Annotated in this window: 18 protein-coding genes; 8 read left to right on the top strand and 10 right to left on the bottom strand. The window is 67.1% G+C overall.

Features of this window, described 5'->3' with window-relative positions:
• The first annotated feature begins 78 nt into the window (after nucleotides 1-78).
• The 8 genes from dpdE to dpdD are packed head-to-tail and all read left to right on the top strand — an operon-like array spanning nucleotide 79 to nucleotide 17,691.
• Nucleotides 79-3,390, top strand: a complete 3,312-nt coding sequence (gene dpdE, locus ABZX65_RS07685; protein WP_355336021.1) for a protein DpdE — start codon at nucleotides 79-81, stop codon at nucleotides 3,388-3,390.
• Entirely contained in the window at nucleotides 3,383-5,977 is a 2,595-nt protein-coding gene (gene dpdF / locus ABZX65_RS07680; protein ID WP_355336019.1) for a protein DpdF, read from the top strand. Before dpdE ends, dpdF begins: the two co-directional genes overlap by 8 nt.
• Before the next feature lie 38 nt (nucleotides 5,978-6,015).
• A complete protein-coding gene (gene dpdG / locus ABZX65_RS07675) occupies nucleotides 6,016-6,867 on the top strand; it encodes a protein DpdG (protein WP_355336017.1) in 852 nt (283 codons plus the stop codon).
• Entirely contained in the window at nucleotides 6,860-9,898 is a 3,039-nt protein-coding gene (gene dpdH / locus ABZX65_RS07670; RefSeq protein WP_355336016.1) for a protein DpdH, read from the top strand. Before dpdG ends, dpdH begins: the two co-directional genes overlap by 8 nt.
• A complete protein-coding gene (locus ABZX65_RS07665) occupies nucleotides 9,895-10,581 on the top strand; it encodes a hypothetical protein (protein WP_355336014.1) in 687 nt (228 codons plus the stop codon). Before dpdH ends, ABZX65_RS07665 begins: the two co-directional genes overlap by 4 nt.
• Nucleotides 10,578-15,089, top strand: coding sequence for a protein DpdJ (dpdJ, locus tag ABZX65_RS07660; protein WP_355336012.1), 4,512 nt, complete (start codon nucleotides 10,578-10,580; stop codon nucleotides 15,087-15,089). The genes ABZX65_RS07665 and dpdJ overlap by 4 nt, the downstream gene beginning before the upstream one ends.
• A complete protein-coding gene (gene dpdK / locus ABZX65_RS07655; protein WP_355336010.1) occupies nucleotides 15,086-15,607 on the top strand; it encodes a phospholipase D-like domain-containing protein DpdK in 522 nt (173 codons plus the stop codon). Before dpdJ ends, dpdK begins: the two co-directional genes overlap by 4 nt.
• Nucleotides 15,604-17,691, top strand: a complete 2,088-nt coding sequence (gene dpdD, locus ABZX65_RS07650; RefSeq protein ID WP_355336008.1) for a protein DpdD — start codon at nucleotides 15,604-15,606, stop codon at nucleotides 17,689-17,691. Before dpdK ends, dpdD begins: the two co-directional genes overlap by 4 nt.
• A 374-nt stretch (nucleotides 17,692-18,065) precedes the next feature.
• On the opposite strand, the gene ABZX65_RS07645 is transcribed toward dpdD, so the two are convergent.
• The 10 genes from ABZX65_RS07645 to ABZX65_RS07600 form a co-directional block, all read right to left on the bottom strand.
• Nucleotides 18,066-18,578: a protein phosphatase gene (locus ABZX65_RS07645; RefSeq protein ID WP_355336006.1), complete on the bottom strand. Its 513-nt coding sequence runs from the start codon at nucleotides 18,576-18,578 to the stop codon at nucleotides 18,066-18,068.
• Between the two features lie 277 nt (nucleotides 18,579-18,855).
• Nucleotides 18,856-19,161 (bottom strand): DUF6368 family protein, encoded by a 306-nt coding sequence (locus tag ABZX65_RS07640; protein WP_355336004.1) that lies wholly within the window; start codon nucleotides 19,159-19,161, stop codon nucleotides 18,856-18,858.
• A gap of 286 nt (nucleotides 19,162-19,447) precedes the next feature.
• Complete coding sequence (locus ABZX65_RS07635; RefSeq protein WP_355336002.1) at nucleotides 19,448-19,957, bottom strand: hypothetical protein; 510 nt, start codon at nucleotides 19,955-19,957, stop codon at nucleotides 19,448-19,450.
• Nucleotides 19,958-19,959: 2 nt separating this feature from the next.
• Entirely contained in the window at nucleotides 19,960-21,228 is a 1,269-nt protein-coding gene (locus ABZX65_RS07630; RefSeq protein WP_355336000.1) for a hypothetical protein, read from the bottom strand.
• Nucleotides 21,229-21,457: 229 nt separating this feature from the next.
• On the bottom strand, nucleotides 21,458-21,799 hold the full coding sequence (locus tag ABZX65_RS07625) for a VCBS repeat-containing protein (RefSeq protein ID WP_355335998.1): 342 nt from the start codon (nucleotides 21,797-21,799) through the stop codon (nucleotides 21,458-21,460).
• Between the two features lie 152 nt (nucleotides 21,800-21,951).
• Entirely contained in the window at nucleotides 21,952-22,401 is a 450-nt protein-coding gene (locus tag ABZX65_RS07620) for a DUF2199 domain-containing protein (RefSeq protein WP_355335996.1), read from the bottom strand.
• A gap of 289 nt (nucleotides 22,402-22,690) precedes the next feature.
• Complete coding sequence (locus ABZX65_RS07615) at nucleotides 22,691-23,362, bottom strand: response regulator transcription factor (protein ID WP_355335994.1); 672 nt, start codon at nucleotides 23,360-23,362, stop codon at nucleotides 22,691-22,693.
• Complete coding sequence (locus ABZX65_RS07610) at nucleotides 23,359-24,621, bottom strand: histidine kinase (RefSeq protein WP_355335992.1); 1,263 nt, start codon at nucleotides 24,619-24,621, stop codon at nucleotides 23,359-23,361. Before ABZX65_RS07610 ends, ABZX65_RS07615 begins: the two co-directional genes overlap by 4 nt.
• A gap of 377 nt (nucleotides 24,622-24,998) precedes the next feature.
• On the bottom strand, nucleotides 24,999-25,817 hold the full coding sequence (locus tag ABZX65_RS07605; protein WP_355335990.1) for an ABC transporter permease subunit: 819 nt from the start codon (nucleotides 25,815-25,817) through the stop codon (nucleotides 24,999-25,001).
• Nucleotides 25,817-26,746 (bottom strand): ABC transporter ATP-binding protein, encoded by a 930-nt coding sequence (locus ABZX65_RS07600; protein WP_355335988.1) that lies wholly within the window; start codon nucleotides 26,744-26,746, stop codon nucleotides 25,817-25,819. Before ABZX65_RS07600 ends, ABZX65_RS07605 begins: the two co-directional genes overlap by 1 nt.
• Nucleotides 26,747-26,972 lie beyond the last annotated feature (226 nt).

Genomic DNA, 26,972 nt, shown 5'->3' with positions numbered 1-26,972 from the left:
CTGCCTGGCGGGGTCGTTGTCGGTCGTGAAGATTACCCTTCGATCGACCAGATGTGAGCGGCTTGTGAAGGAAGTGCAATGTCGGGGCTGAGGGTGGGGGATTTCGTCTGCTTCTCCGGTTCACCGGGGGTAGGGCGTGTGGGGGCACTCGAAGGAGACAGCGTTCAGGTCGACTTCTTCGAGTCGATAGCGGAACCCGTTGCGCTGCAGCAACGCATCGCTGCGCGATCATGCACGCCGGTGTCCTTGCCAGAAGAGACGCGGGTCTACCGGCGAGATCCCAGCACTGGCGTATGGAATGTGGGACGGGTACGGGGAAGCGCCCCGGGCGTGTACTACGTGCAGTTCCCCAATCGACCGGACGTGCATCTGCCGGTCAAAGCGGCAGAGTTGCATGTACGTTGGGATAAGCCGGTACGTAATCCAGTGGCGACTCTGGGGGCAGGTGGAAACGAATCCGGCTACTTCCACGACACCCGCCTGCCGATGCTGCACAGTCTCATCGCCCAGCGCAAAGCCTGCGGCAGCATCCCGGCGCTGCTGTCCGCTGCCGTGGAGATCTACCCCCACCAGGTGCAAACTGCTTTGACGGTCCTCTGCGACCCGGTGCAGCGCTACTTGCTGTCCGATGAGGTCGGGCTCGGGAAAACCGTCCAGGCCGGATATGTCATTCGTCAGACCCTGATCGACGACCCCCAGGCGAGGGTCGTCGTCGTCACGCCCCAACCCTTGGTGAGGCAGTGGCGCAGCGAGATGCTGGAGAAGTTCTTCATAGACGACTTCCCCGACGCGCGCATCACCTTCACCTCCCACGAGACCCCCGACAAGTGGGAGACCTACCGGGACGTCGATCTGCTCGTCGTGGACGAGGCTCATCTCCTCGTCCACGACATCATCGAGCCGACGCAATCCCCGTATCGGGAACTGTGCGGCATCGCCCACTCGGCCGCGCGACTGCTGCTCCTCTCGGCCACTCCGGTGACCTCTCACTACGTCACCCACCTCGGCCTGTTGCACCTGCTGGACAAGGACCTGTACCGGTGGGACGACCGTGCCGCATTCGAGGAGCGCTACAGGCGGCGCCAAGACCTGGCCGACGGCGTGTTCCAACTGGACTCCTACTTCCCCGCGCTGCTACCGATGACAATCAAGAGCCTGCGAGACCTCGTGCCGATCGACGCACGGTTCGAAGACTTGGCTGCCGGCGTGCTGGCGCTCCTCACCGACGACGATGAGTTGGTGGACGAGGACCAGGCCCCTGAACTCGGCCTGCGTGTTGAGCGCCTGAGGGCACACCTCAGCGAGACCTACCGTCTACACCGGCGGGTCATCCGTCACCGCCGCGCCTCCGTGCTGCAGGATGACGAAGGGTCGGGCCTGGTGCCCTACGAAGTGAGAGGACGCACCCGGCCGCGACTGCTCGCGGTGAACCTGGAAGAACACCATTTGAGCCAGGCACTGCTGCTCGAGTGGCGCGCGCTCGTCGCCGACGACTTGATGGACGCTGAAAGCGACGACATCCAGTATGCGGCCTTCGCCATGGCGCTGGCGGTGCTGACCTCCCGGGCAGGGGGTCCGGCGGCGGACCTGCTGTGCGCTCTGCGCTGGCGTATCCATCTCGACCGATCCGCCGCTGAAGCAGCCGGACTCACCGAGCAGGAACGGCAACTGCTCGCGGCAGCAAGAGTTCTTCCTGCCGAAAGCACCCTGTTGAAGACCTACGACAAGCAGTGCGCCGACTTGCCCGCCTTCTTCACGCGCTCGTCCCTTGCCCATGTACTGGCGCCGGTGATCCGTCACGGAACCAAGGTGGTGATCTTCTGCGGTCCGGGTTGCTTGGCGACTCAGGTGGCGACTGCCCTCGGTGACGCCCACGCTTCAACCACAGTGGTGGGTTTGCACACGACGACAACTGGTGCGGATGCGTGCGACCGCGTGGTGCAGGCATGGCGTGCCCCGCAAGAGGCGGGACTGTGTCAAATCCTCGTCACTGACACATCGGCCGAGGACGGGTTGAACCTTCAGGTCGCCGACACTGTGGTGCACATGCGGCTGCCGTGGTCCCCCAACCGCCTGGAGCAGCGGATCGGACGGGTGGATCGCTACCGGGGCGTGGAGTCGTTGCGACAGAATCGGCCGGCGCAGCAGTTCCGCGTCGGTGACCGCGAAGGAAACGAGATGTTTTGCGGGGCCTGGGCCGCCCTCCTCCACGAGGGCTATGACCTGTTCACCGCATCGGTTTCGACCCTGCAGGACATCATCGCAGAAGGACTGGCAACAGTGTGGCGGCAGGCGTTGATCGACGGCCCCGCCGGACTCACGACCCTGGCACCTGACCTCCGCGAGAGCCTCCGCCAGGCCAAGCGGAACATCGACACCATGGACATGCTGGAGTCGATCCATGAGACGTCGGAACAGGCGCGTCAGACCACTGACACACTCGATCGCCTCGAACAGGAATGGCGAGAGCTGCGGGAGAATCTGGTGCACTACGCCGACAACAGCAGTGGTGGGCTGCGCTTCCGCCATGACATACGTACTGTTGGCGGGCACCAGCGCGACAGGTTCGATGTTGCCTCCTCCCACCCCCTGATCGACCCTCGACGCCACCAAGCGGCCGCCAGCAGCATTCACCCCCACATGTCCCAGGGCGTGTTCAACCGGTCAGCCGCCCTGCGTGCGCCGGGTACCCGGCTCTTCCGCACAGGCAACCCCTTTGTCGACATGCTCGCCGAAATCGTCTTCGCCGACGAACGCGGACAGGCCACAGCCTTCCGGCGCTTTGACCCAGCCTGCCGCGGGGCCGATGAGGCGTACTTCGGATTTGAGTACCTCGTGGAGGCCGACATCGGTTCCGCCCTGCAGCGAGTCGATGACAGACCAGAGGCCGCGCGGGCGCTGCGGCGCCAGGCTGACCGCCTGCTCGCACCGTTCACTCGCAAGGTTTGGGTGCCGACAGGACATCGTGCGGCTCTAACCAATCCCGAGGCGTGTGGATGGCTGGACGCCCTCTATGGCAAGCAGGGCGACCAAAACTACAACTTCACCAACCAACAGCAACTGCTCGAATTGTTCGGAGGCGGGCGAGAGTATCGGCGAGCGGCCGAAGCAGCCGAGGAAGTAGCCCGCGCCCACCTCGTCCAGGCCAACGACCTGGTCAGCAAGTGCGTCCAGGCTCAGGAACAGGCACGACAGCAGCTTGCCGTGGCGGGTGCGCAGGCGCAGGCGCGACGCGCGGCAGGCCATCTCCTGGGCGACACAGAGAGCTACCTACTTGACGTGGCCGTGGGGCGGGATCTGGCAGAGGGACTGAGCCACCCCTCGGTCCGCGTGGTTGCCGCCACCTGCATCGTGCGCGGCGGATACCGAACGGTGAACCGCCATGGCTGATCTGTGGGCGTACGCACAGGAGTTGTTCTCCGCGTGGCCCGAGGTGCCCGCGACGACGGCGACGGGGACGCTGCGGCGACTGAGGGACGCCCTGGCCGACCTGGCGGCCCACCGCACGGACGCGGTCGGCTGGCGCGACATCGCTGCCCTGACTCGGCAAGTCCTACTGGAGGCCGCGGTCAGGGGCAACCAGGCTGGCCTGGAGGTGCCGTTGGACCCTGCCCTGCCCAACCGCGAGCAGTGGGACCAAATGGCGTGCAGAACGCTGCCCACCAGGGGCGGACTGCGCGTCTTTGCTCTGGAGTGGCACCCTCGCGCCTTGACATCTCAAGCGCTAGAAAGCGCACGGGAAGATCTGAAGCAGATCCGCCTCGGACAGGACTCACCGCACCGGCGCCATCTCGAGTCCCAGCCGGCCGATCCCTATTGGACCGAGGCCCTCGGCTATCAGGAATACGTCTCCGTCGGACAGCAGCAAGCCGCACGGGCCGTTGCGCTGGCTCCAGCGGGCAGCACGACGATCGTGTGCCTGCCCACCGGCCACGGGAAGACCGCAGTGGCCCTAGCCGCCGCGCTGCTGGCGGGCGCCCGCACGGGAGTGTCCGTCGTGGTCGTCCCCACCGTCATTCTCGCCCTGGACATGGAGGCCAGGACGCAGGCTGCCTTCGGTCGCCAGGGCAGGCAAAGCCCGACTGGCCGCTACGCCTACACCGGCGGCATGCCACAGGAGATCAAACGGCAGATCTGCGACGATGTCCGAACCGGTAGCCAACGTGTGCTGTTCACCTCCCCCGAAGCTGTTGTGACGGCGCTGAAAAAGCCGCTGGAGGACGCCGCCGAAGCTGGACTGCTTCAGTACTTCGTCATCGACGAGGCGCACCTGGTCGATCAGTGGGGCACAGGCTTTCGGCCCGAGTTCCAGACCATGGCCAGCCACCGGCGTACCTGGCTGCGCAAGGCCCCCCACGACCAGGCGCCGGTGACCGTGGCCATGAGTGCCACTCTCACCAAACAGCAGGTCAGCCTTCTGGAGCAGTTGTTCGCCGAGGAAGGGCAGGCTCAGGTGGTATGGGCCTCCCAACTCCGGCACGAACCCTCCTGCTACGTCGACGCCTGCCCCGATGATCAAACCCGGGACCAAGCCGTCATTGAAGCAGTGGCTATGCTGCCTCGGCCCCTGGCGCTCTACACCAACCGCGTCGAGGACGCCGTCGATTGGGCTGAACGGCTCCGCCAAGCCGGCTTCCGCCGCGTCACCCAGGTCACCGGGAAGTCCACCGACGACCAGCGACTGCGGGCGCTCGAAGGTTGGGCGGGATCGACCCCGGTCGGGCCTGGGGCCACGCGCTTCGATGTCGTCGTAGGCACGTCGGCCTTCGGTCTGGGAATCGACCTCGCCGACGTGCGCACGGTGGTCCATGCCTGTCTCCCGGAGACCACGGACCGCTACTACCAGGAGGTCGGACGCGCCGGACGTGACGGGAATCCCTGCATCGCTTATATGGCCACAGCTCCTGGGGACGAGAAACTAGCCGAACGTATCAACCGCAGCCCGCAGTTGACCGCTAAGCGCGCCTGGTCCCGGTGGCGGGCTATGTGGGTGGGACGCACTGCCACCGACAGCGGGGCGCACCGGCTCAGCCTCGAAGCCCTGCCAGCCGACATGCCCGAAGGTTTCGGCCAGCATCGCAGTTGGAACGAACGCATCCTCAACTTCATGGTCAGAGCCGGCCTCATCAAGGTGACCATCCCCGACCCCCCACAGCGCGGGGAGCAGGAAACCGACACGGCTTGGCAAGGACGTCTTGACGCTTTCTACACGTCCCTGGGCAAAGAGTTCGACATCTTCCTCGTGGACGGGCAAACCAACGACCGCGTCTACTTCCTGCAGCGTTTCGATGACGTTCGCCGACTGATCATCAACGACCAGCGTAGTGCCGCCGGCCGGCTGAAAAAGATCCTGCGTGGCGACCGCTGCTGGGGCGAGGCACTGGCCGACCACTACCGCGTGCCCTACCACGAAGGCGTCCTGACCACCGGAGTCACCTGCCGTGGATGCCCGCCTTGCCGAAAGCAGGGCCCGCCGCGTGCCGCCCCGGAGGGCTACTACCGCCTCGCGGTCGAGCCCTGGCCCGCCGTGCCGTCGTGGCCGAGCCAGCGCGAGGACCCATTGAAGCGCTTCCGCGGTGACCTTCCGTGCCTTTCCATCTACTGGGAGACCGAAAGGGAGTTCACAGACCTGATGCCCGAACTTCTCGAGCGCCTGGCGGTGCGGGGGATGTCGGTGGTCGGCGGTCCGGGGCTTGCCAGCCTCGTCACCCGACGACTGCAACGCGACGTGCGCCCTCACCCCCTCGTCGTCGACAGGGACGAGGACCTCCTAGGCCGCTACACCAACCCGATGGTCTGGCTGCTGGACTCGTCTGCGTCCCATATGGGAGAGGATCTGGCGATGCGTTTCGATTCCAAGGATGTAACGTATCTGTTGCATCCACGGTCTTTGGCGCACCCGGATCGTCCCGACACCCCACTTGTTGCAATCCATCGCGCCCACCTATGGGTACGCACTGCCTTGGAGTCGTTTTAGTGGCCCTGTTGCTCGCAGAATCTTCGATACCACCCTTTATGTGGGCCGTCGTTCGTCTTCTTGCCGCAGAGCGGAAGCCGCTGTCGGCGGATCGCGCGCGGGCATTTTTGGCTCCACCCTCCCTGACCGAGGGCAAGGAGAACAAGATCTTCGATCAAGCCCTGCGCAGCCTGCGTGAGTTGCAGTTGATCACCGACAACGAGGACCGACTGTCGCTCGCCGGACATGCCGAGGACCTCGACGGCGCGGACTTCACATCCTTCAGTAGTGCCCTGCGCCAAGCCGTCCTGGCCCGGGAACTCAATGTCGGACTGGCTGCCGACGCAGGACAGACCGGTTCGCGCGACCTCACCCGCATCCTCGTGTGGTTCCTCTCCCGCGACCCTCTCGATGAACCGGCCACCTGGGAGATCGTCCAACGCGAGCAGTCCATCGACCTCAATCCTGATGCGGGCACTGCGTCGCGAAACGACACGCGCTGGAATCGCTTCGTGCACTGGGCGCCGGCCCTGGGCCTGGCTGCGGCCCCGTTGTTGTCCAGCAGCGGAAAGGGCCCCCTGCTGCCAGACTGCACAGAAGCCGTAAAGCAGACAGTACAAAGGCTGTGGCCCGTCGGGGAACAAGCAAACGCCGTGGACGTAGTCCGAGCCATGCGTACCGCTCTGCCGGTCCTGCCCGGCGGGGACTACGCCAACGCCATGGGCATCCCCGACCCAGGCACCCAGTCAGCAGGCCCCACCTTGTCCTACGCCCTGCTGCGCGGCGAAGACGAGGGCTGGCTCATCCTGCAGCAGGGCGCAGACGCTCGGCGCGTCTTGACACTTCATGACCCTGACCGTCCCTCCCATTACGTATCCGATATCGTCATCTCGGAGGACCAGCATGGCTGACTTCCGTGGCTTCCTTTGTTGGACTCCCGAAACCGCAGCCACGACGATCAACACCGAGGCGATCAGCCCATCTCGTGCGGTCTTCCTGGCCACGCATGCGCCGCTACGCATTCGCAGGGCCAGCCTGGACGGACGTGCCATCGTCGACAACGGCCCGCTCATCGACGAGAACACCGTCCTGAAAGACTTTCTGTCGCTGCAGTCCGACACCGGCGCGCTCCTGTTGCCGATCGTCGGTGACTCCGGGACGGGAAAGTCGCACCTGGTGCGCTGGGTGCGCGAAAACCTGCCCCCTTCGGACAAGTACAAGATCATCTACCTGGAGAAAGCTAAGACCAGCCTGCGCGCTGTGATCGACGCCCTCCTCGCCGATGCGGACGGCGGTGCGCTGACTCAATTGCGCGCCGATATAGACCGATTCACCGATGGCGTGGATGCGGCCACGTTGAGCAGGCGCCTCCTGAACGCCCTTAGTGAGGCCCTGGCCGCGACGACAGCCCGGGACGTAGGCCAGCACGCCCGTCCGCTTGCCGGTCCCCGCGGTCTGACGGTCGTCCTGCAAGACCCACACGTGAGCGCCTTCATGCTCGGAGAGGGCAAGTTCATTCCGCAACTGGCAAAACAACTGCTGCAGGACCGTGCAGACGGCGAACCTGACCGCCCCATGGCGTTCACTATTGATGCCCTCCCCACCGACCTACTGGATCTCCATCGCGCCGCCCAGGTCACGATCAGGATGATCAATGTGATCTCGGGTAACACACAATTGCAGCAGGCCGCCGTCGACCTGCTGAACCAGCATCTAGAAGCGGCTGTCAAACGGGTGGCGAGCCTGGGAGCGGGCCGCCTGCAGGACGCCATGTTGCAGGTACGGCAGGAGTACGCCCGCAAGGGCAAAGAGATTATTCTGCTCATCGAGGATTTCGCGCTGATCCAGGGCGTACAGAAAGACCTCCTCGATGCGGTCATTGAGGCCGCCAACCGCTACGGCAGCACCACCCTGGCGCCGATCCGCACCCTTATGGCTGTCACTACGAGCTACTTCAGCGACCTTCCGGAGACCGCACTTACCCGCGTGCGGGCGACCGCAGGCTACGTTTACAACCTCAATGTTTCTTTCACCAGGGACGACCGAGGCGAATCCGAGATCACCTCTTTCGTTGGTCGGTATCTCAACGCCGCCCGAGTTGGACGGGACGCCCTGGAGAAGGAGGGTGAGCGGCAGATCCCCAATCCCTGCGAGACCTGCGACCTGGTCTCCCGGTGCCATGAGCAGTTTGGGGTCAGTTCCGAAGGTTTTGGCCTGTATCCGTTTAATTCATACGCTCTGGTCCGCACCATCCACGCGACTGCTCCACGCAACGACCCCTACGCGTTTGTGCCACGCACCGTGCTCGGCAGCGTGATCCGCCCCGTCCTGGTCGACCAAGCCAACGCGCTCACGGAAGGCACCTTCCCAGACGCCCGATTCCGCACGCAGTTCCCCACCGCGGACATCGACGAGCCGCTCTCCACCGACGTACAGGAAGTCGTAGAGGCGGAGGACCACCTCGACGCCGACCGCCGGAAGATCGTCCTGGAGTTCTGGGGCGGAGCCCCTGACCACGCCGGCGCGCTGCCGTCCGCAGTCACAGAAGCCTTTGCCTTGGAAACCCGCGCCTTCTCCGGGGGAAGCGCCACTTCGCGGAATCTGCGCAAGGTGCCAGAAGCGAACTCGCGCAAGGAGAAGCCTCAAAGGGATCCTCACGCCACGGACGAGCTCCCGCCCTCCCTGCAAGCCAAGGTCAATGCGGTGGAGGACTGGCTAACGCGAGAGCAGGTCCTACAGCAAGCCGTGGCCAGCGAACTGCGCACCGTCATTGTGACCGCCGTCGCGCAACGTTACCGGTGGGTCCATCCGCTGATGCGGGAGCAGACACAAGCGACGCTCCGCTCAGCCTGGCCCTCCAACGCCCGTGTGGTCTCAATCGAAGGCGCCACAGAGAACATTCAGGGCGCAGACGAAGCCCCGATCAAGTTCAAGCGGACGGCACGAAACAGCCGTTACCTGCGCAGTGTGCTGCTGCTGAAGAATGGCCAACCTGCCCAACGCGCCGAACACGTACGTCGGCTGAGCACAGACGCCGACCGCTTCACCGCGTCGCTGACCACCGCTCTGCAGAAGAACCTGCAGATCACCGATGATGACTTGGTCCTCGGGTTGCGGGCCGCCTTGATCGGCGCCGCTCTGGCAGGACAGGCGTGGCCGGGCATGGACGAGGCCGAACTACTGACGGCCGTCTTTGCCGACGGACGCTCATGGGCGCGCCAGGACGCAGCAGACCGAGAAGGCGCATGGAGTCGAGCCCTGGTAGGCCACCTCCAGCACCGCCCCCCTCTCGTCGAGCGGCTCCGCGATGCCCTCGGTGTGGCCCAGGGCGACGGCAAGCCCCGACTGATCGACGCGGCGAGGGCGCTGCCGCTGCTGCGCCGAGCGGCAGCGCAGTGGGACTGGCAGGTGACGGGATCGGACATACCGGAATGGGTAAAGCAGGCCGTCAAAACCTTCGCCAACTGGACGGACATGGTGAATACGCAGAATGCGACGCTGCGTCGAAAGTTGGACAACATACGCCTACACCACCCGCGGGGCAAGACCGGGGCGCAGGTCTTGGCCGCCGTGCGCAATGCGCTGCTTGCGGCCGAAGACGCCAGCATCCCGGTTCCGCTGGCCACGCGCACGGATCTCACTGAACGTCTTGCGCGGGCGCAGGATGTCGACTGGAAGATCCTGAACCAACTCGAAGACGATCTCATGCTGGCGGAGCAACCCGATGCCTCCGACGCGGCCCGCATCACAGCGGCCGTGCGTGACCGAGGCGTCACCACCCAGGTGGTCAGCGGCCTACTGCAGGCCAGCGATGCATGGCTGAACAGCGCTTTGGAGCACGCTGCAGTCCGCACCAACTCTCATGGCGATGAGGCGGCCCGTGGCGTCCGGGAGCTCTTGATCGAATGGCAGTCGCTGAGCGCACCGGAGGAGGATCGATGAGCGCGCCCTTGTCCGTGCTAGAAAAGGCTGAGCACCTGCAGGCGGAGGCACGCCGACTCAACGAGGGAGAGAAGGGAGAGGAGGAGGCAAGGCGCATCAGCGAACGCATCAGCGTCCTGTACAACCAGTTGATGGCCTTGAAGCGGCGCCTGCACATAGCCCGCTCCTTGATGGCTCAGCCAGCCGCGGGCGACATCGACCTCTCCGGGCTCGACACGGGTCTGGCAGCGTTCACCCGCCAGTGCGAAGGCGGACTGCCTCCCAACCCCGCCTTCACCAGAGCGTCAACAGCGGTGCAAAAGGTCGCCGATCGCATAGCCCACGACAGCCAGGAGGCATGGCGGCTGTGGACGCGATCCCAATTGGCGGCTTTGCAGATGGCACGGCAGGTCATGCTCTCCCTGCAGGACCAGGCGCGGGCCAAGGCGCTATATCAGGACCTCACCAAAACTACTCGCGCCGACGTCGACGCAGCCGTGACTATTCTGTTTGCCAATGCACATGCCGAACTAGCCGAACTGCTCGATAGCGCACCACCTCCGCCGGAAGGACTGCAGACGCTCTTGGACCGCCTGGCCTCTGGCACCGCCCTGCTGCTCAGCGACATCACAGACGAGGAGATCGCACTGCTCCGTCGTGTCGCTCTCGACTCAGACCTGGAAGTCCGCAGGAGGCGCACGTGATCACACCGTCCCGTGCCCGTTTCTACAACAACGTCCTCAATGCGCTCGAAGACCGCGAGTTGCCCCTTGTATCCTGGGGAATTACCAACGGCGCTCTGACCGAAAGCGAAGTCCTTGAGGTCTTCGATCTCTGCCTGCTCGACGCCCCGCAGGAGGCGGCAGGTATATCGAGCGAAGATCTGTTGTACGAATTCCGCGATCGCGCCTGGCTGTTCAAGGTACCGGACACCTCGCCCTCGCAATATCGCACGCGGCTGGCCGAGACCGTCCGTCTGGCAGCTCAACTGCGGCAACTCTTCCCCTGGCAGGTCCGCGACGAGGCGACGCCGTGGTGGCAGACCAGCAAACGACTTGTCGCCGACTACCGCCTGCACACCGCGCCGCGCCGCTATCCTCAGCGCAACATCCCCGCGACGACTGCGCTGAAGGAACTCGCCAACCTGCCAGGCTGGGCTCGTCTCCAGCACCTCGTGGCCAAAGCACAGATCGGTTCCCGTGACCTCGCCCGGTTCCAGATCGATGCCGCCACGGCGGTAACCAGCGCCCTTAACCGCCCGCACTCCAGCGGTGTGATTGTGGGGGCCGGCACCGGCAGCGGCAAGACGTTGTCCTTTTACCTGCCGGCCTTCGCCGCCATGGCCGAGCGTGCCCGCCCGAACAGTTTCCGGCTGCACACCCTGGCGCTGTATCCGCGGAAGGAACTTCTGCGTGACCAACTACGGGAGGCGCTGAGCACCGCCAGTGCTCTGGAGTCCACCCTGCAAAGCTGCGAGCGTCGGCCGCTTCGCCTGGGAGCGCTCTACGGAGACACGCCGTACGACCCCCAGGACACGAGACTTGAGCCCGGTGCCAACAGCCGCGCGGCCTGGAAGCGAACCCAGCAAGGCGCCATCTGCCCCTACCTGACGTGCCCGCAATGCGAGCGCGGTGAACTTCTCTGGCACGACGCGGACCGCCGCAGCAACAAAGAACGACTGGCCTGCCTCGCCTGCCAGAGCGTCATCCCGGAGGGCCGCCTGGCCCTCACCCGCCAATCCCAGCGCCAGCAGCCACCGGACCTGCTGTTCACCACTACCGAGATGCTCAACCTCTATAGCGCCGCCGGAGGCATCGGCCGACTGCTGGGCTGGCAGGCAGGTGCCGTCCCCTCACTGGTCCTTCTCGACGAGGTGCACACCTACGCTGGGCTCCACGGGGCGCAGACGGCCCTATTGCTGCGCCGATGGCAGCAGGCCGTCCGCAAACCGGTCACGTTCGTCGGGCTGAGCGCCACGCTGCGCGACGCCAGCGCATTCTTTGCCCGCCTGGTGGGTCTGCGCGACAACGACGTTGAGTACATCCAGCCAGGCGATGACAGCATGGACGAGGAGGGCCGCGAATACGCCCTCGCACTGCGCGGCGATCCGATCGCCGGTAGCAGCCTGCTGTCCACATCCATTCAAACGGCCATGCTCTTCGGGCGCATGCTCGACCCCGAGGAAGACGCCGCTCTGTACGGATCCACCGGATTCCTCTTCACCGACGACCTTGACGTCACCAACCGGTTCTACGACGACCTGCGGGATGCCGAGGGAAAACAAGACCGCTACGGCAGGTCAAATGGCCGCCATCCCGCCCTCGCTTCCCTCCGAGCTCCGGCCAGTCCCCAGCATCACGCCCGCTATCGCGACGGCCAGTCATGGGACCTCATGGAGAAGATCGGCCACGTGCTCGCCCCTGGCGCAGGCAGCCACGTCCTGCGCGTGGCGCGCACGTCATCGCAGGACGTCGGGGTCGATCTGCACGCAGACCTGACAGTGGCGACCGCATCTCTCGAAGTCGGATTCAACGACCCGCGCGTCGGACTGGTCCTCCAGCACAAGGCACCCCACGATGCGGCTGCCTTCATCCAGCGACGCGGCCGCGCCGGCCGTCAGCGCGCCATGCGCCCGATCACGGTCATCGCCCTCTCCGACTACGGCCGAGACAGGCTCGCCTACCAGGCTTACGAGACGCTGTTCCAGCCGGAAGTGGCCGCACGGCACCTGCCGGTCAACAACCGTTTCGTGATCAAAATCCAGGGAGCGCAGTCTCTGCTCGACTGGGCCGGACGAAAACTACGATCCCGCCAGATCTGGAACGATCCCAGGCAACTACTGACCGCACCACGAAAGGGCAGCAAGACTCAGGACAACGGTTCCCGCGAGCAGTTGGCGCACTTGCTGGAGAGTCTGCTGACCACGGCCACTCTCCAGGACGATCTCGCACGTCACCTCAGAACCGCACTGCAATTGAGCGCCGATGAGGTGCAGGCCCTACTGTGGGAGGAGCCGCGGTCACTCCTGCTCAGCGTGGTACCCACCGCGACTCGTCGACTGAAGAATAACTGGCAGACACTCCAGGAGAAGGATCCCGGCGCCGACCCTGGGAGCATGTTGCCAGAGTTCGTGACCCGCGCCCTGTTCGACGCACTCAACGTACCTGAGGTCGCACTAACGCTCCCCTTCGCTGCGCGTCAGGCTGCCGGAGGCTCAGAACAAGAGAGCACCGACGAACTTCTGCCGATCGCCAGGGCTCTTAGAGAAGCCGTACCCGGCCGGGTCAGCCGCCGTTACGGCCATCAACGGGACGACCACCGAACCTGGCTTCCCATCCCCCCGCTCGGCCAGGACACGCTAGAACTGGACGAAGCCCTCGTCCCCGATCCGACACGCGAAGGCCGATGGTTTCCCCCAGGCTACGAAACGGGCCTGGTCGTACTGCGCCCCCATCGCCTGCACCTCAGCCGGCCGCCCAGATCGGTCGCCGACCGGTCACAAGGCTTTCCGCTGTGGGGCTCTCAGATCGTTGTCCACTCCACTACCTCGCCCCTGGCAGGGGACGTTCCCCGCCCTTCCTCGTGGCAGGACCGCATCACTGCCGTCGGCTTCTCCCTGCACGCAGCAGGCAACCCCATCGAAGTGCGCCGGATGACTTCCGGAGCACGCTTCGATGTCAGCTACGACTCGGGCACCACAGATGCCCGAACGGTGCACTACACCTACAACGGGGAACCGGCCGCCCTCGGATTCCAACTCAGTGTTGATGCCGCCTCCTTCACTCTCGCCCCGCTGGACACCGCCCGCCCCGAGATTGCCAAGTACCTCGCCGAACCCCAATGGCGGACCCTGGCCTTCTTCCAGGCCGTAAGCGATGATCCCGCATTGGCAGAGGTGACGAACCAGTTCCAGCGCGGTTGGCTCGCCCTGGTCTACCTGACATCGTTCTCCCTGCGAGGCATAGGCGACGACAGTCCCGATCCGTCTTCGATCCGTGCCGCACTGGCAGGCGGCAGTTGGCGGGAGGACCTGGCGGAAATCCTCAGCGTGCTCTACCGCGACGAGCCTGCCGGCCAGCCCACCCACACCAACGAACGGCTCATCGCCACACTTACTGAACTGAGCGACGTTCGCACCGTCGTGGACGCCTTGGACCGGGCCGGATACCTCCTGGTGGCATCGGATGTCGCCGTCCGCACCACCGACCTGGCACAGCGGGCCTACACCGACACCGTCGCCGCTGCCGTCCTTGCTGCAGCACTGCGTGCCTGCCCGGACGCACAGGACTCCGACTTGATTGTCGACGTAGTTCCTGCAGCCCAGGACGATCATCCGGCCAACGTATGGCTGAGCGAGACCTCCATCGGCGGTCTGGGAGTGATCGAACAGCTCTCTCGCTACTACGCCGAGGACCCACGGCGCTTTTGGCGTCTGGTCGAGACAGCCCTGACTCCCAACGACTACGAATACGTCGACACCACCATTACCCGACTCTTGCGCCACGTCACCACAGCGCCGACCGGCACGGCGGCACAGGCGATGGCAGATCTGCGGGCCCGCACCTCCGCAGCCGATTCCCGCCAAGCACTCACTGACCTCCGCAAGGCGTGGAGCGCACTCGACGGCCCGCCACGCCACAGTGCCGTGGCAGCCCTGTCCACGCGACTCCTCCGACCGGGCAGCAACCCCACCACCGATGCCAGCGCACTAGCTGTGATCAATGCATGGCAGGCCCTCGAACTCCGACTCGGCGTGGAAGTCGACGCTCGCGTCATCGCCTATGCCGTCGGCTCCGGGCGCCTGCCCACCGGCCCCGGCCCACGCTTGTCGGCCGACCAGGCGTTCAGCCTCCTCTGGCCGCGGGGACGGGACGCCAGGACCCATCACCTTCGGTACTACCAGCCATACCTCGACCGCCCACCCGTTCTCGACCGTCTCCTGGCTGCCGCAGCCCACGACGAGCAACTGCCGCGCATCGACGTCACCGAAGAAGGCTGGGAACAGCGCTACCAAGCGGCCATAACCCAGCATGCTGCGGTGGAGTTGACCGCTGACACGAACGCCGCGGCAGCGCTGTCCGACGCCGTCGTCCGTGTGCCTGTACTGACCGTGGATTGGGACGTGCTACGCCTGTACGGAGAGATTCAAGGAATGCGACGTGACGGCGGGCAGTGGCGCGTCCGAGTGGACATCCGGGAGGCTACGCAGTGAGCGGCCTTGAGCGCCCCGTACGCACCAGCAGGCATACCGGCGTGCGCGCGGATGCCATTCTGGCCATGGCCCTCGTCGGAGAACTCACCTCTCCCGGACCGGTGATGTGGCTGGTCTCACCTTGGATCAGCGATGTGAAGATTCTCGACAACAGCCAGGGAACATACGACGACCTGTTCGACGACAATCCTCCCAGCAGCTGTTCATTGGCCGATCTGCTGGCACGGATCGCGATGGCCGGCACCTCTCTGACCGTGGTCACCCGCCCCGACACGCACAACGCCCGGTTCCTCACACGGCTGAATCGCCTGACCCCCCACCACACCGTGCGCACCGTCCAGAACCCAACCGTGCACGAGAAGACAATCTGCGGCCGAGACTGGATGCTCACCGGATCCATGAACTTCACGGTGCGCGGCCTTCTGGAGAACGATGAGGCGGTGAGCTACAAGGTGGGAGGCAAGGACGCGGCCCAGGCACGGCTGGAACTCGCCCAGCGATGGAAGGAACATCAGTGATCACCCAGCGCCCGGTCGCCCCCGCTCCAAGCGCCCAAGACTTGGAAGCCTTCCTCCAGCGCTTTTTCGGCGGGGGCAACGACGCCTGGCCGAATATGGATCCCGACCCGGGTACGGGCGAACGAGCCCGGCCCTTCGTCGATCTGCTTCGCAGCGGCAGCGACATCCCGATCGTGCTGCCTCGCTATCAGCAGGCCCAAGATCGCTACGCGATCTATGTCATCGCCCGCGATGAGGCGCACGCGACTCTCGTCGGCACCATAATCACTGCCTTCGCCGGCGCCACCTACCTCATTGGCGCCGGCGTGCACCCCTGCACCTTGGACACCCACGATCCCATTGAAGCAGCGGTGCAGGAGTTCGCCGGAACGGCGACGACCACCTTCAGGCTCGAGACACACCCCAACCGCCGCTTCCGCCAGAAATTGACCGACGTGGCCCTGCTCATGCAGCACACGATTGCTCATCGTCCCCCGCGGCTGTGGCGGGCGGTGAAGCCGACGGGACGACTGCTAGCCGAATTCGACGCCGCCCTTGCGGCTGGCGGTCAAGCCGCCTCCCAAACGGTTCTCGATCAACTGGTCGGCCAAGGAGGCATCACCGCCGCTAACCTCGCCCACCTGCACATCAAGCGACTCAACCGACTCGGCCTCGATCGAGAACTGCTTGACTATCCGGGCCTCGGCGACGTGCTGCGGCAAGACCCGCCCGCCCCGGTGAAGGCAGCGGTGCTGGAGGCCGTCTTCTCCTGCGACGTACAGGACCCCTTGGACCACGGTGATCTGTCTAAGGCGAAACAGGCCCTCCATGACCGGGGCTTCCTTGCACTGGCCCCTTTCGAAGACAACACGGAGTCCTATTCCGTCGAGGGGCTCGTCGTTCTGCTTCTGGCAGCAGTGGCGCGTGGCGCCCTTCAGAGCAGCCAGCACGTACTCACGGCCATCGAGCACATGATGTCCCACGACGTTCTGCCGCCTGCTCTCAAAGAAGCCGCAACGACACTCATCAGCGCGCAGAGCGTTCCCCGGGATACACCAGTCCCAGCGGCGGCGGATGCGCCTGTTGATTCGCCGAGGCCGACAGCCCCACCGTCCCTGCCGCAGGACACTGACCCAAACCCGTTCGAATCCATACCAACCACATGGGTGGAGTTGATCAAGGCGGTAGCCGACGGGTACTCCGGCCTGAACGCACTTCTTGAGCACGGCATCTGGACGGCGTGGCCCTCACCCGCCGCAGACGACCAGGAAGTCGCTGCGCTACTGGAAGACCTACACGACGAGAGCCAAAAGAAGATCTGGCGCTGCGTTGGGGCCTTCATCGAAAGCGTCGGATACGACCAGCCCGCACCGTTCAGCGCGCGCTCTCTCATTACCTGTGCGCTGGCCTACGACTGGCTAGGACCCGGTGATCTGCTGGCTGTGCAGGCACTGAGCGAGATAGTACTGCGTTCGAGCCCTTCCACTGTTGTCTACAGACAACTACTGGAGGAACTTGCCGATACATGCGAGCGTTGGGTTGCTCCCGAACGGGCCGTTATTGCCCTGGACTTCGCTGACCGACTGGTTATGGAAGCTTCTCCCGACCCTGACGCTCGCGAATCCTTCGCGTTGGCACTGCTCTTGCCGCTCAGTGTGCACCAAGGACGCCTGGACCCAGCGGATATTGCCATGGCACGACGCCTGTCCCTGGAACTCGGTATCGAACTGGACTGGCACGAGCAGTCGGACGACGACCTGGCGCGGAATACCGATGAAAGTCTACGGAAGGCCGCTGGCCGCAACGTACTACTGTACTCCCTGGACCAGGGAGTACTGGACCGCGTCAGTGAAGCCTTGCGGCAACTTGCGCCCGGAGTCAAAGTCATCTGTGCGCACGACAGTGTCGGCAGTCCACCGCTGCGCTCAAAGGCCCGGGCCGCCGATGTGGTCGTGCTGGCCACCCGATGCGCCAAACATGCCGCAACGGGCTTCATTACCCAGCACGCGAAAACATCCGTCATCGACTACGCGGATGGGAGCGGCTCAGCATCTCTTTTGCGCGCCGCGATAAATGGCTTGCTACGCACCGTGCACGGAGATTGACAGTTGCAAGCCAAAGCCCACCACTGTGCCGTCATCGGTACGGATCGTAGTCACCCCCCGGCCCACGTCACACCGCGCTTCTTCTCGCCCAGCACGAAGAGAAGCGACGAGGCTGCCGGTCAGCGAGGGCATCCACTGTCCGTTCTCCCAGACGGCGAAGGTAAGGGCATTCGAGATGCTGTGCATCGCGTGGAAGAGCCTCGGCCTCTGCCGCCCGCTTCCAACAGATACTGGGGCATAACCGACGGGCAGAGGCTCATCGGGCGCCGATCTCAGACGACATCCAAGCCCTGGCCCGACGCCGCGGCGGGCCTCGCGGCGACGGGCTGAAAACGCCGCCGATGACCTATGGAAGGCGATGGTGGCGCCGCCTGTCACGGGAGCGCCTCCAGCCCGGTCAGGAGATAGGCCGCGTCGAGCCCCGCCGTGAGGTACTGCTCGAACACCTCGTTGTTCAGCGCCCAGGGCGACCGCTTCCGGCGGATCAGATCCACGGCCGCGCCCGGGTCGCTCCCCAGCTCAATCAGCACCTGGCCGACGACCAGGCCCGAGCGGTTGTAACCGGAGTGGCAGCGTACGAGGACGGAACGCCCCGCCCGAGCGGCAGCGGAGACACGGATAGCCAGTTGCTGGACCGCAGCGATCTGGTCCGGCACCAGCGGGCCGTCGGGGAGCTCTAAGACCACATGCTCGACGGCGGCGGACGGGCCGTGCCCGGGGAGGGTGAAGAGGCTCACCACGAGGTCGAACTCACCGCCCACGACAGCCGTCTGCAACTCGCCCGCCATGTCGATCCAGTAGTGGCCGCCCATCCACAGGCCGGGGCGTATCTCACTCCACGGCTCATCGGGCCCAGGGACCTCTCGATCCTTCTGTCGTGTCTTCACCGGCGCTCCCCTCCGACGAGGAGAACGAGCGTCCGCTGTACGGACGTTCCCGCCGCCGTGGCTTGCTGGTGTCACCTCCTCCGCCGCGGGCCGAGAGACGACAAAGGGGCACGTCAAACCGGGAATTCCTGGGAGCCATATGGGAGCCGACCCGCTCCCCGAGTCCCCTCGACACCACCCCAGGCCCACTCAGCCCGACGCCCCTGACCTGCGGCAACGCAAAACGCCCAGCTAGTAACCGTGGTTCGACGGCATTCGGGACGAAGTGGTCGTGGGTTCAAATCCCGCCGCTGCGACTGGTGAAACTGCAGTTGAGGGGCGGTCTTCCGATGGGGAAGGCCGCCCCCACGGCGTTGTGGGAGCCTCCCGGGTGGTCGAGGGTGGAGGCGGGGGCGGCCCAGATGCGGTATGTGCTGACGGCAGGTTCAGAGAATGGGGCTGCGATCAGCGGGGGGACTGAGTCCGACTGCTTCAGGAGGCGGAAGCCCGGCTGTTGGGCCCATGCCCTGAGGAACTTCGCTGAGCCGTATGCGGCGGTCCACGGTTCGGTCATCACAGCGAGGCTGCCCGGAGGGACAGCCACAATCGAGTTCGGCGTTGGCGACGCCGCCGGCCATGTCCGTGACAGCGGCTGTCAGGGAGGCCGTGATGACGTGGTCGGCGGGGGGCGGGGTGGGGCCCATCAGGGGTTCCTGGTCCGCCTCGTCGGCGTGTTCGGTGCCGCGGAGCGGACCAGTGCGGGGACGGACTCCGCCGGCTCGGTCGCCGATACCGGTCCGGCCGTGGCTCGGAGGGCATCCAGCCGGGTTATCGTCCCCCATGGATCACGCGGATAGCGCGCGAGTTGCTACGCGGCAGGGAGCTGGCGGTCAGAGGGCGGTGTTGTACGGGTGGGCGGGGAGGACTCCGGTGAGCTCTCGTTTGGCGAAGGGGGCGGCGGCGTTTCCGGTGCCGAGGTAGCGCCATGTCGTGCCGGTGCTGTCCCGGGTGATGAGGTCGGGCTTGCCGTCGATGTTGCTGTCGCCGATGCCGAACATCTGCGTGTAGACGTTCCAGCCCGGACCGATCTTCGTCCGCGCGGCGAACGTGCCCTTGCCCGTACCGGTGTAGAGCCACAGGACGCCCGCGTTGTCCCGGGCGATCAGGTCACCGGCTGAGGAGCCGGCGACGTTGCCGACCGCGACGATCCGGCTGTAGCTGTTCCAGCCCGGCCCGACCTTGACCCGGTCGGAGCCGGTCAGTTGGTGGCTCTCGGGGTAGTACACGGTGTCCTCGCGCCACAGGACGCCGGAACTGTCGCGGGCCAGGATGTCCGGGGAGCCGTTGTCGGTGTAGTCGTGCGGAGCGGGCGGGCGCGCGACGGTGAAGCCGCCGCTCACGTTCAGCGTCGGCCCGAGGTTGTCGTACGGCTTCGCCGTGATCTGCCAGGTGTAGGCGCCATTGGGGGCGGAGCCGCTGTCGATCCCCCCGTCCAGTCCATGAAGATCCGCCCGGCCCAGTCCATCCGCACCCAATCGGTGGTGTTGTCGGTCCGGTCCAGATGCCACCGGCCCACGGCTCCCGTCGCGGTGTGGCGCAGGGTGACGGTCACTTCGGCGTTACTGCGGGACAGTTGCCACCGCGCCTTCCACGGCGCCGGGTCGAGAGTCGCCACCGCGGGGACGCTGGAGCCGAGGAGAGCGAGCTTGGTCGGAGCTCCCTTGCTGGCGACCATGTCGGCGACCGGCGCGCCGTCGGGGCCGACGGAAACCCGGTACACGCCCTCGCCCTTGGCGACGGTGCCGCCCGTCACGAGCACCGCGCCGTCCGGCGCCGGGACGACGGTGGTGGCGTGGTCCAGGACCTTGCGCACGGCGCCGCCGCCCACCGGGACGGCCCGCAAGGAGGAGTCCCAGTCGGCCGAGCCCGCCCCGAGCTGTGTGTTCGGACCGAACACCGCCCAGTTCCCTGCCAGGCCGGTCAGGGGGTAGCCGGGACCCAGCGCGGACAGCCGCGTCACCGTGCCCGTGGCCCGGTTCTCCACGCTCAGCACCGGAGCGTTCCCGGTGCTCACGCTGGACACGTACGCCGGGGAAATGGCGGTCGTGAATCCGGCCGAGGCGAGGTGCGACGTGGTCGCGGTACCGGACGCGAGGTCGACCACCGCGAGACCGTCGGCCGTGGTCCCGCCCGCCGTGGAGGTCTTGTAGGACAGCGCGAGCGCGCCGGTCGTGGCGGCCGCCGCCCGCAGTCCGAAGGCACCGCTGGGCAGGCCCGTGACCACCCGGTCGGTCGTGACTCCGTCAGCGACACTCATCAAGTGCGCCTCGGTGCACGTGTCATCCGTGGGATACGGCACCCGGCACGCCACCACCGTCGATTCGACGACCCCCCTCAGGGAACGGTTCCTCCCCAACGGAACGACCGAGATGTCACCGGTCCCCATGTCGTGCAGTTCCACCCGGTGGTCCGTGTCGTACTCGGTGCCGCGCTCCAGGGCCACGACGTCGGACACCGACCCGTGCATCAAGGTCGCGGTGGACCGGCCGATGTCCCTGCCGAGCGGCGTGGTGGCACCGCCCGCGTACCGGGTCCACAGCAGGTCGGAGTCCAGGCCGATCGAGAGGAAGCCGGTCGTACCGGCGCTGATGACATCCGCCGGAACCGGCAACGGCGGCGTGGCGCGGGGCGTGAGGCGTGAGGAGGGACGGTTCGAACGGTACCGATCCGCCGGGAACGTGAATCCTCCGGCGGCCCCCCACGTTCGAATTCGCCAGGATCGTAGCAGTCCACGGTCTTGATCGCCGAGGTCCGCGCGGCGGGCCCGGACCCCGACAACCTGACTGATCTGCGGCTCCGCGCCCCGGCCGACGCCGACAGTGACACCTCCCACCTGGTGATCAACTGCGCTGCGCAAGCCGGGAGTTGGCGCGTGCCGGGGTCAGAAGGTGCCGTTGAGGCCGTACCAATCGGCGCCGGTCCTCGATGCCGTCACCGGTGAAGTCGCCGTGCCGGGTCATCGCCGTCATGGAATTCCAGCCGGGGCCGATCAGCCGTCCGCGACCGCTGCTGCCGGGAACGAACCACAGCCGACCGGCCAGGTCGCGGGACAGCACGTCCGCGTACCGGTCGCCGTCGATGTCCCCGAACCCCGCCTTCACCGGGCTCTTCTCCGCCAGCCACCACCCGTAGGACGGCTCCGTGCGCTCGCGCTCGGTCTTGAAGAACTTCAGCGAGGTCATCGTCCGCAGATACGAACCACCCGCGCCTTCCCCCGCACTGCCGGGCTGCTGGCGGGACACCGATCCGGCGAGCCGATGCCCGGCGGTGGTGGGGTACTTGACGCGATCGGGAACGCGGGCGCCGGGCCATTGCCGGTTTGCCTCGGGTGTGGTCAGGCCGGGTGGAGTACCGCCGTGGCGATCTCGCGGACGCGGGCGGGCGTGATTCCGGTGCGCTGTTCGACGGCGAGGGGGTGGTCGGTGGGTTCGAGCTTGATGAAGGGGCGGGTGCCGAGCGGCCGGGTGTGGGCGTTGGTCTTGAGGTCGGTGGTGCTCTCGGGATAGAGGGACAGCTCGGTGCTGAGCCAGCCGAAGTACGGCTTCTCGGCCTCGCGGCCCTCGGTGTCCCACAGGTCGACGGCGCGGGCGAAACTGTCCTTGCTCAGGGAGACCCAGACGCCCCATGAGAAGACGTCCTCGCCGCCGATCACGGGTATCTCGATCAGGCCCTTGATGAAGAAGTGCTGGCCCCTGATGACGCACTGGTCCGACGACAGCATGCTGTTCGTATCGGCCTCGAAGGCGGGGTCCCAGACGTCCGGGGCGGGGGTCGAGTAGCTCATGGGGAGCTCCGCGTGATGGTTTCCGCAGCACGAACACGTGAAGCCGAGATCGTCAGACATGGCGGGATCCTAGTGGTCACGAAGCGCGAGGCCGCACCCCGAGGTTTCGGGCCCGCGCCCCGGGGATTCCCGTTGCCCGTACGCATCGCCGGGCGCGTACGGGTGGATCGGTTCCGTGCCGGAAGCCGCCGTCCCGCGAGACCTCGGGGCCGGGCGCGGGCCGAGTCGAGCGTGGGACGTGGGACGTGGGACGTGGCGGGAGGGCGGCGGAATCCGTACGTTCCGGCGGTCAGCGTTTGGAGCGGACCAGACCGGCGTCGTAGGCGAGGATGACGGCTTGGATGCGGTCGCGGGCGCCGATCTTGGCGAGGACGCGGCCGACGTGTTTTTTGACGGTGGACTCGGAGAGGACGAGGTGGCGGGCGATCTCGGAGTTGGTCCAGCCGTTGCCGATGGCGACGAGGACTTCGCGTTCGCGGGCGCTGAGTTCGCGGAGTCGGGGGTCCTGGGCGGCCGGGGAGTCGGGCGGGGTGAGGACGTGGTGGGCGTGGGCGTCGAGGAGGCGGCGGGTGAGGCTGGGGGCGACGACGGCGTCACCGGTGGCCACGGCCTGGATGCCCGAGACAAGTTCCTCGGGGCCCGCGTCCTTGAGGAGGAAGCCGCTGGCCCCGGCGCGCAGGCCCTCGTAGGCGTACTCGTCGAGGTCGAAGGTGGTCACGATGAGGACGCGGGTACGGCCGCCGGCCGCGATGATCTGGCGGGTGGCCTCCAGCCCGTCCATGCCGGGCATGCGGATGTCCATGAGGACGACGTCGGGGCGCAGTTCGGCGGCCATGCGGACGGCCTCGGCGCCGTGGGTGGCCTCGCCGACGGGGGTCACGCCCGGGCTGCCCTCGAGGAGCATGCGCAGGCCGAAGCGCTGCATGGGCTGGTCGTCGACGATCAGCACGGAGGTGGTCATGGCAGGTGGCTTTCCGCCTTGTGGTCGGTGGGGTCGACGGTCGCGTCGAGCTGGACATCGACGGTCCATCCGGGCTGGTCGGTGGTGGGGCCGATGGTGACCGTACCGCCGTACAGGGCGACGCGCTGGCGGATGCCGACGAGGCCGTGGCCGTGCTCGTCGTCCCCGGTGGCGGGCGCCGCGGGGCCGGCGGCGTGCGACGGGGGGCCGGTGTCGGTAACGCGGATGCGTACCGTCCCCGCGTCGGCGGTCACGGTGACCCGCGAGGCGGTGGCCGTACCGGCGTGCTTGAGGGTGTTGGTCAGGGCTTCCTGGACGATGCGGTAGACGGTGAGTTGCAGGCCCTCGCCCAGCTTGGCGAGTTCGCCCGTGGTGCGGTACGTCACCGCGAGGCCCGCCGCGCGGACCCGTGCGAGGAGCATGTCGAGGTCGCCGATGCCCGGTTGCGGTCTGAGCCGCCGGTCCGCGGCGTCGTCGTCCCCGCGCAGGACGCCGAGCACGCGGCGCAGTTCGCCCAGCGCCTGCCGCCCGGTGTCGCCGACCATGCGCAGGACCGGGGTCGAGCTCTCGTTGTTGCGGGCGGCGAGCGTCGAGGCGCCGTCGGCGAGGGTGACCATGACGGAGAGGTTGTGGCCGACGATGTCGTGCATCTCGCGGGCGATACGGGTGCGTTCGGCGGCGGCGGTGAGCCTCGCGCGCTGGTCCCGTTCGACCTCCAGGCGCCGGGCGCGGTCCTCCAGCGCGGTCAGGTACAACCTGCGGGTCCGCAGGGTCAGACCGGTGGCGACGGCGGCGGTCACCAGTCCGAGGAGGAAGAAGAGGACGAGGAACTCGCTGCCCGCGGGCTCCAGGGCGAAGACGTCGACCACGTTCGCGGCGGCGGCCACGGCGGTGGCCCAGCCCAGCACGCGCGGGGAGCTGTGCCGGGCGACATTGTGCAGGGCGATGAGCGGGCTGAACGAGGCGACGAGCCCGGCGTCCATCGCGGACTGGACGAGGAAGGCGGCGATCGTCACGACCAGCACGGTGGCCGGGGCGCGGCGGCGCCACCACAGCGGCAGGACGAGCGCGGCGAACAGCACGTAGAGGGTGGCGGTCGACGGCGCCCCGTGCGCGTCGGCCGCCGCGACGGCCGCGGGCGCGCCGCCGGAGAGCAGGTTGGGCAGGCAGACGCCCGCGAAGAGCAGGACGACCGCGGTGTCCAGCAGCCAGGGGTGCCGCCGGTCGTACTCCCGCAGGAGGCCGCTGGCTTGCAGCATGAGGTTCAGGACCGGGTGCCCCAGGGCGGCCTCGGGACCGAGGGACGGCACCGGCGTCCCCCGGTCCGGGGCGGCGAAGGCGGTTCGGGGGTCGCGGTCGGAGAATCCGGCCCCGGGGCCCCGGTCCCAGGCGGAGACCTCGACGCGGGGGTTCCGCCTCCTGGCCAGAAACCCGACCCTGAGATCCCGCCTCCTGGCCAGGAACCGCGCCCTGGCATCCCGGCCACGAGCCCTGACATCGCGGCCACGAGCCGAAAGCCCGTCCCTGACATCCCGGCCCCGGGCCGCGATCGTGGCCCTGAAGTCCCGGTCCCGGTGCATAAGCCTCATTGTCACCGCTGGTGACCCTTCCGACGAACGGTCGGCCGCCGCGACGATCAGACGTCGGACCGCTTCAGCCGGATGGCTGCGGCGCCCAGGGCCACCGCCACCCAGGCGGCGAAGACGGCGAGTCCCGCGCCGGGCGACAGGGAGTCCGACGCCTTGTGCAGGGCGTAGATCGCCGAGCCCGCGTTGCCGGGGGTGTACCGCTCGACCGCGTCCTGGAGCGAGTCGGGCAGCAGCGCGGTCAGGCCGGGCAGCAGCATCAGCAGGCCGACCAGAGCGGCGATGCTCCCGGAGGCGGAGCGGATCAGCGTCCCCAGGGCCACGCCGAACACGGCGAACAGCGCGAGGTAGACACCGGCGCCGACCAGGCCGCGCAGCACGCCCTCGTCGCCCAGGGACAGCGCGATGTCTTCGCCGCGCAGGCTCGCCGCGCCGAGGCCGAAGGTGACCACGGCGGCGACCGCGGTCAGGACCAGGACCAGCGAGCCGATCACGGCGCTCTTCGACGCCAGGACCGGCCACCGGCGCGGCACCGCCACGTAGGTCGAACGGACCATGCCGGTGCTGTACTCGCCCGCGGACATCATCACCCCGAGCACGCCGACGATCAGGCCGGTGACGCCCGCGCCCGTCAGCGCGAGGCCGACCGGGTCGTCGGGCGTCCCGGTCGCGTCGGCGCCGGGGGGACGGTAGACGGCGGCGGCGATCACGCCGAAGGCGACGAGTACGGCGACCGAGGCCCCCAGGGTGATCCAACTGGAGCGCAGCGAAAGGAACTTGCTCAGCTCCGAGCGCAGGACGCGGCGGCCGGTCACCCCCTGCCCGTCCCGGTCGGCGCGTACGGCGACGGCGATCGTGTCGGTGGTCATCAGGCGGCCTTCCGCTCGGTGCCCGCGGGGTCGCTGTGGTACTCCACGGAGTCATGGGTGAGGCGCATGAAGGCCGTCTCCAACGAGACGGTCTGCGGGGCCAGTTCGTACAGTGCGATCCCGCAGTGCGCGGCGACCGTACCGATGTCGCGGGCCGCCCAGCCGTGGACGAGCAACTCCTCGTCGGAGGAGGACGTGATGGTGACGCCGGGCGCGGCCAGCGCGTCCCGCAGTCGGGCGGCCTCGCCGCTGACGACCCGCACCCCGCCGCCGCCGGCCTGGTGCGTGAAGTCCTTGAGCGAGGTGTCGGCGAGGAGCCGTCCGCGCCCGATGACCACGAGGTGATCGGCGATCAGCTCCATCTCGCTCATCAGGTGCGAGGAGAGCATCACGGCCCGGCCCTCGGCGGCCAGCCCGGTCAGCAGATTGCGCACCCACAGCACGCCCTCGGGGTCGAGGCCGTTGACCGGCTCGTCGAGCATGACGGCCTCGGGGTCGCCGAGCAGGGCGGCGGCGATGCCGAGCCGCTGGCCCATGCCGAGCGAGAACGCGCCCACCCGCTTGCCCGCCACGCTGCCGAGTCCCGCCAGTTCGATGACCTCGTCCACCCGGCCGCGCGGAATGCCGTGCGTGAGCGCGAGCGCCTTCAGGTGCCCGAACGCGCTGCGCCCCGGGTGGACCCCCTTGGCGTCGAGCAGGACACCGATCTGGCGCAACGGCGCCCGGTGCCGGGCGTACGGGCGGCCCCCGACGGTCGCCGAGCCCCGGGTCGGGGCGTCCAGGCCGACGATCATGCGCATCGTCGTCGACTTCCCCGCCCCGTTCGGCCCGAGGAAGCCCGTCACCTCACCGGGCTTCACGGAGAACGACAGCCGGTCGACCACCGTCTTGTCCCCGTACCGCTTCGTCAGTTCACGCACTTCGATCATCGGCCTCTGGTCCCCTGGTCCTCTCACGTCCCGCGCGCACGCCTCGCGTACGGAACTCACGCGCTCACCGCGTTCGCAGCAGTCGTCGCACTCATCGCGCTCGTCGCGCTCGTCACACTCATCGCGCTCGTCGCGCTCCTCGCGCTCGTCGAGAACGCGGCGCGACCCGCACCTTCGACGTTACGAGGGCGGGCGGGGCGATCCCTGGAACCGTGGGAGACCCTTC

The sequence above is a fragment of the Streptomyces sp. NPDC003300 genome, assembly GCF_040610915.1.
GTDB lineage: Bacteria > Actinomycetota > Actinomycetes > Streptomycetales > Streptomycetaceae > Actinacidiphila.
The sequence above is the reverse complement of the archived record's forward strand: the minus strand, read 5'-3'. Positions and strand labels throughout refer to the sequence as shown.